The organism is Stenotrophomonas sp. Sm10 (genome assembly GCF_030985515.1).
GTDB classification, from domain to species: domain Bacteria; phylum Pseudomonadota; class Gammaproteobacteria; order Xanthomonadales; family Xanthomonadaceae; genus Stenotrophomonas; species Stenotrophomonas hibiscicola.
Window position 1 is genome coordinate 18735 of sequence record NZ_JAPTFO010000058.1, and the last position, 9683, is coordinate 28417.

The following is a 9683-nucleotide window of genomic DNA, read 5'->3' on the forward strand; positions in this document are numbered from 1 at the left end:
CCGTGCCTGGCTGGGACATGTGGCGAAGGATCAGCGTCGATCAGCCGAAGCGACCGGTGATGTAGTCCTCGGTCTGCCGCTGCGACGGCTGCGAGAAGATCACTTCGGTGCGGTCGTGCTCGATCAGGTCGCCCAGGTACATGAAGGCGGTGTAGTCGGAAACGCGCGCGGCCTGCTGCATGTTGTGGGTGACGATGACGATGGTGTACTCGTGCTTGAGCTCTTCCACCAGCTGCTCGATGCGGCTGGTCGAGATCGGATCCAGCGCCGAGGTCGGCTCGTCCAGCAGCAGCACCGACGGGCGCAGCGCCACGGCACGGGCGATGCACAGGCGCTGCTGCTGGCCACCGGACAGGCCCAGCGCGCTCTGCCCCAGCTTGTCCTTCACTTCGTCCCACAGTGCACCCTGGCGCAGTGCCTGCTCGACGCGGTCGGCCATGTCGGCCTTGCTCAGCTTCTCGTGGTGGCGGATGCCGTAGGCCACGTTCTCGAAGATGGTCATCGGGAACGGCACCGGCTTCTGGAACACCATGCCGACCTTGCTGCGCAGGCGGTTCATCGGGTACTTCGGCGACAGGATGTTCTCGCCGTCCAGCAGCACTTCACCGCGCGCTTCCAGCTTCGGGTACAGCGCGTAGATGCGGTTGAAGATGCGCAGCAGGGTCGATTTGCCGCAACCGGAAGGACCGATCAGCGCGGTCACGCGCTTTTCCGGAATTTCCAGGTTGATGCCCTTCAGGGCGTGGAACTTGTCGTAGTAGAAGTCCAGTCCACGCGCAGCCAGCTTCACCGGCGACGGCGTGTGCAGGCTCTCGTGCGAGGACGGCACGGCGATGCGCTGCATCGGCACGGCGTTGGAAAGGTCGTTCATGGCGTTGTCCACGGAAAGGTCAGTCATGGGAGATACGGTTGCGCAGCAGGATGCCGCGGGCGGCAAGGCTGACCAGCAGCACGAAGACAGTCAGCACCAGGGCACCGGCCCAGGCCAGTACCTGCCAGGATTCGTACGGGCTGCCGGCGAACTGGTTCATCACCACCGGCACCGAAGCCATCGGCTGGAAGATGTTGTTGTTCCAGTACTGGTTGCCGAAGGCGGTGAACAGCAGCGGAGCGGTCTCGCCGGAGATGCGGGCCAGCGCCAGCAGGATGCCGGTGATGATGCCGGCCGAGGCACTGCGGTACAGCACCTGCACGATCACCTTCCACTGCGGGATGCCCAGCGACAGGGCCGCTTCGCGCATCTGCGAGGGCACCAGGCGCAGCATCTCGTCGGTGGTGCGCACCACCACCGGCAGCACGATGAAGGCCAGCGACAGGGCGCCGGCGAACGCCGAGAAATTGCCGCCGGTCTGCATTACATACAGCGTGTAGACGAACAGGCCCAGCACGATGGACGGCGCCGACAGCAGGATGTCGTTGACGAAGCGGACCACGGTGCCGGCCTTGCGGGCGTTGCCATACTCGGCCAGCCAGGTGCCGGCCAGCACGCCCAGCGGGGTGCCGATGCCGATGGCCAGTGCACACATCACGGCACTGCCGAAGAAGGCGTTGGCGAGGCCGCCGTCCTGCATCGGCGGTGGCGTCATCTTGGTGAACAGATCCCAGTTGATGCCGGCCAGGCCCTTGGCAGCCAGGGTGAACAGGATCCAGCCCAGGAAAAACAGGCCGAACAGGGCGGTGGCGCAGGACGCAGTGATCGCAACGACGTTGCCGATGCGGCGGCGCAGGTACAGCGAATCAGCGGTGGTGGACATCAGTTGCCCTCCTTGCGGGACAGGCGCATCAGCATCAGGCGGGCGATGGCCAGCACCACGAAGGTGACGATGAAGAGGACGAAGCCGAGCAGCAGCAGTGCCGAACGGTAGGTCTCAGTGGCTTCGCCGAAATCATTGGCGATCAGCGCAGCGATGGTGGTGCCCGGTTCCAGCAGCGACGGCGACAGGCGCACGCTGTTGCCGATCACGAAGGCCACCGCCATCGTTTCGCCCAGCGCGCGGCCCAGGCCGAGGAAGATGCCGCCGATGACCGCCGAACGGGTGTAGGGCAGGACGATGTCCCAGCTCACTTCCCACTTGGTGGAGCCCAGCGCATAGGCCGATTCCTTCAGGCGGGTCGGCACGGTCAGGAACACTTCGCGCATCACCGAGGAGATGAACGGAATGACCATGATGGCCAGCACGAAACCGGCGGTGAGCATGCCGATGCCCAGCGGCGGGCCCTGGAACATCGGGCCGATCACCGGCCATTCGCCCAGGGTCTCGTTGAGGAACGGGGTGACGTACTCGGTCATCACCGGCACCAGCACGAACAGGCCCCACATGCCGTAGATGATCGAAGGGATGCCGGCCAGCAGTTCGATGGCGGTGCCGACCGGGCCACGCAGCCAGCGCGGCGCGACTTCGGTGAGGAAGAAGGCGATGCCGAAGCTGACCGGCACGGCGATGACCATCGCGATGACGGCGGTGACCAGGGTGCCGTAGATCGGAGCCAGAGCGCCGAACTTGTTTTCGACCGGATTCCAGTCGGCGGAGAAGAAGAAGCTCAGTCCCTGCATCTGCAGGGCATGGCGACCGCCCCACAGCATCGACAGCGCGGCGCAGGCCAGGGCGATCAGGACGAAGATGACGGTGCCGACCAGCACCCATCGGAACAGTGTGTCGTTGCGGGCATCACGCGCATCACGCGTGGACGGGGCGGCTACAGGCTGGGCGATGGCATTCATGGGGACGGCTGGGCCAGGAAGGGGCGGGGCGGCACGGCGTGGAACAAGCGGTGCCCGCGCGGGGCGGGCACCGTCGTGTCCATCACTTCAGGTCGGTCGCCCAGTAGGCCTCGATCTGCTTGACCAGCTCGGCCGGCAGCGGCACGTAGTGCAGCTCGTTGGCCTGCGCCTGGCCGTTTTCGAAGGCCCACTTGAAGAAGGCCAGGGCGTCCTGGTTGCGCTTGGCATCCTTCGGCTTCTTCTGCATCAGCATGAAGTTGGTGGCGGTGATCGGCCACGCCTGCTCGCCCGGGGCATTGGTGATGACCAGGTTGAAGTCCTTGGCGCTGGCCCAGTCGGCGCTGGCGGCCGCGGCGGCGAAGGTCTCCGCGCTCGGCTCGACCCAGTGGCCGGCCGCGTTCTGCATGGCGGTGTACGGCATGCCGTTCTGCAGCGCGTAGGCCAGTTCGACGTAACCGATCGAGCCCTTGATCTGCTTCACGTAGGACGCGACGCCTTCATTGCCCTTGCCACCGACGCCGTCCGGCCACTGCACCGAGGTGCCTTCGCCGACCTTGCTCTTCCACTCCGGGCTGACCTTGGACAGGTAGTTGGAGAAGTTGAAGGTGGTGCCCGAACCGTCCGAACGGTGGACCAGGGTGATCTTGCCATCCGGCAGCTTCACGCCCGGGTTGGCGGCGACGATGGCCGGGTCGTTCCAGGTCTTGACCTTGCCCAGGAAGATGTCGGCCAGCAGGGCGCCGCTCAGGCGCAGCTTGCCGGCTTCCAGGCCTTCGATGTTGACCACCGGCACCACGCCGCCGATGGCCGACGGGAACTGCGCCAGGCCGGCCTGGGCCAGCTCCTCGCTGCTCAGCGGCTTGTCGGACGAACCGAAGTCGACGGTGCCGGCCTTGATCTGGGCGATGCCGCCCCCGGAGCCGATCGACTGGTAGTTGATCTTGGCGCCGGTGCTGGCGTTGTAGTCAGCCGACCACTTGGAGACCAGCGGGAAGATGAAGGACGCGCCCGCGCCGGACACTTCGGCGGTCACCTTGGCACCGGCAGCGGCGGGGGCAGCGGCAGCGTCAGTGGCCGGCTGCTGCGCGGCCTGCTTGTCGCCACCGCAGGCCGACAGGCCCAGGGCGATGGCCAGGGAAAGGGCGGCAAGGCCGGCCGAGTGCAGTTTCATGGTCACTCCATAGCGGGGAAGAGCCGACGTGGTCGGCGGATGCGGCTATGAAATGATGTTTTTGTTACAGCCGTATTACGACCATGACAGAGGTGCCCTGGATCACGTTCTGACAAGGGTTTCACAGGATTGGCGTCGATCCGGCAGGTGCCCGGAAACCCCGGATCTGCGCACTGATATGACGGCCGGTGCAAGGTAGAGCCGAGCCCGCGCTCGGCTGTTCCCTGCCCTCGGTAGCTGCGGACCGTTGGTCCGCACGCTCCAGAGCGCAGCCGAGCGTGGCTCGGCTCTACAGAGTCAGGCGCATCCCCAAGAACAAGAAGAGCGCGAGATCTCGAGGATCTCGCGCCCGGGTGGGAGCGGCGGGGGAGAGAGGACCCGCCGCCCCCGTTCCTGCGGGGGAACGCGCTTACTTCAGGTTCTGCGACCAGTAGGTCTCGATCTGGCGCACCAGGCTGTCCGGCAGCGGCACGTAGTCCAGCTGGCGGGCCTGGGCATCGCCGTTCTTGTAGACCCAGCGGAAGAATTCCTGGGTCGCCTTGCCATTGGCAGCATTCTTCGGCGTCTTCTGCACCAGAATGAAGTTGGTGGCAGTGATCGGCCAGGACTCGGCGCCCGGCGCATTGGTCATCACCAGGTAGAAGTCGCGGGCGCTGGCCCAGTCGGCACTGGCGGCAGCGGCAGCGAACGAGGTGTCGCTCGGCTGCACGAACTTGCCGGCGGCATTCTTCATCGCCGTGTAGGAGAGCTTGTTCTGCAGCGCGTAGGACAGTTCGACATAGCCGATGCCGCCCTTGATCTGCTTCACATAGGCGGCAACACCTTCGTTGCCCTTGCCGCCGATGCCGGCCGGCCACTGCACCGAGGTGCCTTCACCGACCGAGCTCTTCCACTCCGGGCTGACCTTGGACAGGTAATTGACGAAGTTGAAGGTGGTGCCCGAGCCGTCCGAACGATGCACGACGGTGACCTTGGCGTTGGGCAGGGTCACGCCCGGGTTCAGCGCGGCGATGGCCGGGTCGTTCCAGGTCTTGATCTTGCCCAGGAAGATGTTGGCCAGCACCGCGCCGTCCAGCTTCAGCGCGCCCGGCGCGATGCCGGCCACGTTGACCACCGGCACCACGCCGCCGATCACCGACGGGAACTGCGCCAGGCCCGCAGCAGCCAGGTCTTCCGGCTTCAGCGGCGCGTCGGAGGAGCCGAAATCAACGGTCTTGGCCTTGATCTGGGCAATGCCGCCGCCGGAACCGATGGACTGGTAGTTGACCTTGTTGCCGGTTGCGGCGCTGTAGTCGGCCGACCACTTGGACATGACCGGGTAGATGAACGATGCGCCCGCGCCGGTGATGTCGGCGGCGTTGGCGGCGAACACGGACGATGCAGCCAGGATGGCGACAGCGGCGCGCGATTTGAAGGCGTGGATCACGGGGAGACTCCTGGGGTGGTGGTCGAAGGGCGGTTGCCCGACGTTTCGGTGCACATTCCATAACGGTTGCGTGACACGTCCGCGTCTGTCATATGACGCGGGCGTGACACGCGTCATGAGGGATGTCACGTCCGCTGCGCCGGCAAGGCGGCACGGGTACCGCTGCAACGACGAAGGCACGGCCGGGGCCGTGCCTTCGCGGTTCAACGCAGGTGGCTGGACTTACCAGAAGAACTGCGCGCGGGCTTCCAGGATATTGGGATCGTCGTTGACGAAACCGCGCGCCGTGGAGCTGTACTTCTTGCTGTCGACCATCACGTAGTTGAGCATCAGCTTGAAGTTGGAACGCAGGTACCAGTTCGCGCCCACGGTCCAGATGTCCATCTTGCCACCCAGCACGCCATCGACGATCGGCGGGCGACCGGCGACCGGGTTGGCGGCGAGGTTGCCGTCATTGAGGTCCATGTGGTCGTAGCGCACGCCCAGCTGCCACTGGCCGCCGGCCGGGTTGTTCGGCAGGCCGGTGCCCGGGGTGCCGCCCTTGTAGCTCCAGGTCTCGCCGGTCACGTTCCACACGCCGCTGATGTAGTAGCCGTCGCTGGTGTAGTTGTCGTGGTCGTAGCGCTTGGCCTTGCTGGTGTAGTACTCGGCCTGGGCCTTGAACGGGCCCTGGAAGTACATGGCTTCGGCACCGATGGTGCTGACGCGGTCGGTGTCGGTCAGATTGCCGCTGTCGACCAGGCGGGCAGTGGCGAGGTCGGCATTCGGACGCGCACGCACGCGTAGGGTGTCGGCGTCGGCGTCGTAGTTGACGTAGCTCAGGCCGAAGTGCAGGACCTGGCCCTTTTCATTGATCGGGGCCCAGGTGCCACGCGCGCCGTAGCCGCTGCCGTGGGCCAGGTTGCGGGTCAGCTCGCGGCCGAAGGCGCTGGCGGTCACCGACCAGTTGTCCTGGCCGTAGCTGTACGCGCCGCCCAGGCGGCGGGCGATGGCATAGGTATTGGTGACCGCTGCCTTGGAAATGAAATCGTTGTTCTTGGTGCTGGACAGTTCTTCCAGGCTGTTGGGCTGCTTGAACTGGCCCAGCTGCAGGAAGTGGTTGGCGTTGCCCAGCAGCTTGTACTTCACGTTGGTGTCAAGGAACTTGTCGGCCTTGGCGTCATAGCCGACCACCCACTCCACATTGCCCGGGCCCTTGCCCTTGAGCACCAGCTCGGCGCGACGCAGTTCGAATTCGCTGTTCTTGCCGTTGCCGGCGTCGCCACCGTTGAGGTCCACCACATCGTTGTGGAACCAGTTGCCGTCGGCCTGGACCAGGCCTTCGAAGGTGATTTCCGAACCGCCGATCACGTCGATGGCGACTTCGGCGTGTGCAGCCGGCACATACAGCGCAGCAGCCACGGCCACCGTCAGGAGTTGGTGATGCAGTTTCATGGAGAGGAGCCTTGCAGGCAGGTGGGAAGATGCGCGCAGGCTAGAAGGTAAAGATTGCGTAAATGTGACAGTTCACGCGCGGCAGACACCCACCGCAGGCCCCGTCACGGCAGGGCCTGCCATTGAAACCGTTTGCGTATGACGCCCGGATTGCGCCTTGGTTGCAGTCGATCCACGCCCTGCATGGATGCGGCCGTCACTCGGCCGGGGTCTTGTCCTTGAACCGGCACAGGTCGGCGATCACGCAGCCCGGGCAATCCGGCTTGCGCGCCTTGCACACGTAACGTCCGTGCAGGATCAGCCAGTGATGCGCGTCGAGCAGGAACTCGGCGGGGATCACCTTCACCAGCTTGTCTTCCACTTCGCGCACATTCTTTCCCGGGGCCAAGCCGGTACGGTTGGCGACGCGGAAGATGTGCGTGTCCACCGCCATTACCGGCTCGCCGAAGGCGGTGTTGAGCACCACGTTTGCGGTCTTGCGGCCCACGCCCGGCAGTGCTTCCAGCGCATCGCGATCGCGTGGCACTTCACCGCCATGCTTTTCCAGCAGGATCGCGCAGGTCGCAATCACGTTCTTCGCCTTGGCATTGAACAGCCCGATGGTGGAGATGTACTGCTTCAGCCCGTCCTCACCGAGCGCAAGGATCTTTGCCGGGGTGTTGGCGACCGGGAACAATCGGCGCGTGGCCTTGTTGACGCCGACGTCGGTGGCCTGCGCCGACAGCGCCACCGCCACCAGCAGCTCGAACGGCGAGCTGTACTCCAGTTCGGTCTTCGGGTGCGGGTTGAGTTCGCGCAGGCGGGTGAACATCTCCACCACGTCGGCGCGCGGCATCGTGCCACCACGCCGCGCCGGGGCGCGTGCGGTTTTCTTCGTGGTCGCCATTACTGCTCCTTGCCGCTGGCGCGGGCCTTGGCCCGGGCGAGGATGGCGGCTGCCGCGGCGGGCAGGGCGGGCTTCACGTCCGGCGCCGGGGCGGGCGTGCGCCGCGCGTCGCGTTCGGCTTCGCGGCGGGCCAGTCTCACCGCACGGGCGCGGTAGCGTTCGCGTGCCGCCCAGGCGGCCTGAAGCTGCTGCTGGGCCTGCTGCAACCGCTGCGGGAGTTCCGGGTGGCCGGGCAGCAACTGCGCGTCGTCGGCGCGGGCGACATAGTCCATCAGCCCGGCTTGCAGGGCGCCATCAAGATCGTCTGCCTGGACCCGGGCGAACAACTGCGCGGGATTGGGTCGGGAAGCCATGGCGTCAGCGGTTCTGGAACGCCGGCGGGCGGCGCTGCAGGAAGGCGCTGGTGCCTTCGCGCATGTCCTCGGTGGCGAACAGCAGGCCGAACTGCGCGCTTTCGTACTCCAGCCCGGCGTCCAGGCTGCATTCGCCGCCCACGTGCACCGCATCGAGCAGGCCACGCAGGGCCAGCGGGGCCGAGCGTGCCAGCTGGCGGGCAATGTCCTGCACGCGATTGTCCAGCGCGTCGGCGGGCACCACTTCGTTGACGATGCCCAGTTCCAGCGCACGCGCGGCGGTGATCGGCGCCCCCAGCAGGCACAGCTCCAGGGTGGTGGCGCGGCCGCACAGGCGCAGCAGGCGCTGGCTGCCGCCGAAGCCGGGGATCAGGCCGAGGTTGATTTCCGGTTGGCCGACCTTGGCGGTATCTGCGGCGATGCGCAGATGGCAGGCCATCGCCAGTTCCAGTCCACCGCCCAGTGCGAAACCATTCACGCGTGCGATGACCGGCTTCGGCATCCGTTCAATCTGGCGCATCAGGGCCTGGCCCAGCAGCGAGAAATCACGTCCCTGAACCGCGCTGAGTGTGTTCATCTCGGCGATGTCGGCGCCAGCCACGAACGCCTTGGGGCCCGCCCCGGTCAATACCACGACGCGCACCTCCGGATCGGCGGCGGCGTCCCTGAAGGCATCGGCCAGGGCCTGCAGGGTCGCGGCGTTAAGGGCATTGAGCTTGTCCGGGCGCTGGACGGTCACGGTGCGGATGGCGCCGTCGTCGGAGACAGCGATCAGAGCATCGGCCACGGGGAAAACTCCTGAAACGTTAAAAAAAAGTGATATTGAACTCTGCAAACGCAGGCGGGTCATAGCCTGCATCGTGAGTAGCGGTTACACGTTACGCCCGTTATCCTAACCCGTCGCCTCAGGGCGGCGCAGAACGTCCCTGAGTTACCACCCCTGGAGAACTGTTTGATGAAGTTGCGTTCTATCGCGGTCGCCGTCGCGGCCCTGGCCCTGACGGGCAATGCCTTCGCCCAGGACGTCTCGTCCGAAAAGGGCAAGCTGAGCTACTACTTCGGTTACGACTACGGCAACAACCTGGCGGAGCTGACCGGTCGTGGTGAGCAGCTGGACATCAACTCGGTGGTGAAGGGCCTGCAGGATGCCTACGCCAAGAAGCAGCCGGCGATCACCGCCGAGCAGCTGAAGCCGGCCGTTGAAGCGTTCCAGAAGCGCGAGCAGGGCCGTGCCCAGGCTGCCAAGGCCGAGTACGAGAAGGCTGCTGCCGAAAACAAGACCAAGAGCGATCAGTTCATCGCGGCGAACAAGGCCAAGGCCGGCGTGCAGTCGCTGCCGAGCGGCGTCCAGTACCGCGTGATCGAAGCCGGCAAGGGTGCCAAGCCGACCCAGGCCAGCACCGTGCAGCTGGAAGTGGCCGGTCCGTTCCCGTACGGCCAGCGCCCGACCGAAGCCCGCCCGGCCCAGCAGATCCCGTCGATCAAGGTCAGCGAAGTTGAAATGAAGGCCATGCGCGAGACCCTGCTGCAGATGCCGGCCGGCTCGAAGTGGGAAGTCACCCTGCCGCCGGACCAGGCCTACGGTGCCGACCCGCGCACCCCGTTCCCGCCGAACGTGGCTGTGCAGTTCGAGATCAAGCTGGTCAGCGTCAAGTAAATCGAAACAGCAAACGAAACGCGCCGGTGATACC

At 65.8% G+C, this 9683-nt stretch carries 10 protein-coding genes; 1 reads left to right on the forward strand and 9 read right to left on the reverse strand.

The genetic code is table 11. From position 1 onward, the window contains the following. Positions 1–40: 40 nt before the first annotated feature. The 9 genes from pstB to O0J15_RS15325 all read right to left on the reverse strand — a co-directional run bounded on the left by pstB (position 41) and on the right by O0J15_RS15325 (position 8779). Positions 41–871: a phosphate ABC transporter ATP-binding protein PstB gene (gene pstB, locus O0J15_RS15285; RefSeq protein ID WP_005408788.1), complete on the reverse strand. Its 831-nt coding sequence runs from the start codon at positions 869–871 to the stop codon at positions 41–43. A 19-nt stretch (positions 872–890) separates the two neighbouring features. Then, on the reverse strand, positions 891–1754 hold the full coding sequence (pstA, locus tag O0J15_RS15290; protein ID WP_005415894.1) for a phosphate ABC transporter permease PstA: 864 nt from the start codon (positions 1752–1754) through the stop codon (positions 891–893). Beyond that, positions 1754–2722: a phosphate ABC transporter permease subunit PstC gene (gene pstC, locus O0J15_RS15295; protein WP_019659079.1), complete on the reverse strand. Its 969-nt coding sequence runs from the start codon at positions 2720–2722 to the stop codon at positions 1754–1756. The genes pstA and pstC overlap by 1 nt, the downstream gene beginning before the upstream one ends. 82 nt (positions 2723–2804) lie before the next feature. Further along, entirely contained in the window at positions 2805–3893 is a 1089-nt protein-coding gene (gene pstS / locus O0J15_RS15300; RefSeq protein ID WP_308305896.1) for a phosphate ABC transporter substrate-binding protein PstS, read from the reverse strand. A 409-nt stretch (positions 3894–4302) separates the two neighbouring features. Continuing rightward, positions 4303–5319: a phosphate ABC transporter substrate-binding protein PstS gene (pstS, locus tag O0J15_RS15305; RefSeq protein WP_019659077.1), complete on the reverse strand. Its 1017-nt coding sequence runs from the start codon at positions 5317–5319 to the stop codon at positions 4303–4305. Between the two features lie 222 nt (positions 5320–5541). Further along, positions 5542–6753, reverse strand: coding sequence for an OprO/OprP family phosphate-selective porin (locus tag O0J15_RS15310; RefSeq protein ID WP_049411264.1), 1212 nt, complete (start codon positions 6751–6753; stop codon positions 5542–5544). A 196-nt stretch (positions 6754–6949) separates the two neighbouring features. Further along, positions 6950–7639: an endonuclease III gene (gene nth, locus O0J15_RS15315; RefSeq protein WP_019659075.1), complete on the reverse strand. Its 690-nt coding sequence runs from the start codon at positions 7637–7639 to the stop codon at positions 6950–6952. Next, positions 7639–7992 (reverse strand): hypothetical protein, encoded by a 354-nt coding sequence (locus O0J15_RS15320; protein WP_005408795.1) that lies wholly within the window; start codon positions 7990–7992, stop codon positions 7639–7641. The genes nth and O0J15_RS15320 overlap by 1 nt, the downstream gene beginning before the upstream one ends. Before the next feature lie 4 nt (positions 7993–7996). Further along, positions 7997–8779 carry an enoyl-CoA hydratase/isomerase family protein gene (locus O0J15_RS15325; RefSeq protein WP_164143955.1) on the reverse strand — a complete coding sequence of 261 codons (783 nt, stop codon included), beginning with the start codon at positions 8777–8779 and terminating at the stop codon, positions 7997–7999. 168 nt (positions 8780–8947) lie between these two features. Here O0J15_RS15325 and O0J15_RS15330 point away from each other — a divergent pair, with 168 nt between their 5' ends. After that, entirely contained in the window at positions 8948–9649 is a 702-nt protein-coding gene (locus O0J15_RS15330) for an FKBP-type peptidyl-prolyl cis-trans isomerase N-terminal domain-containing protein (RefSeq protein WP_005408797.1), read from the forward strand. Positions 9650–9683 lie beyond the last annotated feature (34 nt).

Bases quoted from the DNA above. Each gene is read 5' to 3' on its own strand.
- pstB (WP_005408788.1), bottom strand. From the start codon at position 871: ATGAACGACCTTTCCAACGCCGTGCCGATGCAGCGCATCGCCGTGCCG.
- pstA (WP_005415894.1), bottom strand. From the start codon at position 1,754: ATGTCCACCACCGCTGATTCGCTGTACCTGCGCCGCCGCATCGGCAAC.
- pstC (WP_019659079.1), bottom strand. From the start codon at position 2,722: ATGAATGCCATCGCCCAGCCTGTAGCCGCCCCGTCCACGCGTGATGCG.
- pstS (WP_308305896.1), bottom strand. From the start codon at position 3,893: ATGAAACTGCACTCGGCCGGCCTTGCCGCCCTTTCCCTGGCCATCGCC.
- O0J15_RS15310 (WP_049411264.1), bottom strand. From the start codon at position 6,753: ATGAAACTGCATCACCAACTCCTGACGGTGGCCGTGGCTGCTGCGCTG.
- nth (WP_019659075.1), bottom strand. From the start codon at position 7,639: ATGGCGACCACGAAGAAAACCGCACGCGCCCCGGCGCGGCGTGGTGGC.
- O0J15_RS15320 (WP_005408795.1), bottom strand. From the start codon at position 7,992: ATGGCTTCCCGACCCAATCCCGCGCAGTTGTTCGCCCGGGTCCAGGCA.
- O0J15_RS15330 (WP_005408797.1), top strand. From the start codon at position 8,948: ATGAAGTTGCGTTCTATCGCGGTCGCCGTCGCGGCCCTGGCCCTGACG.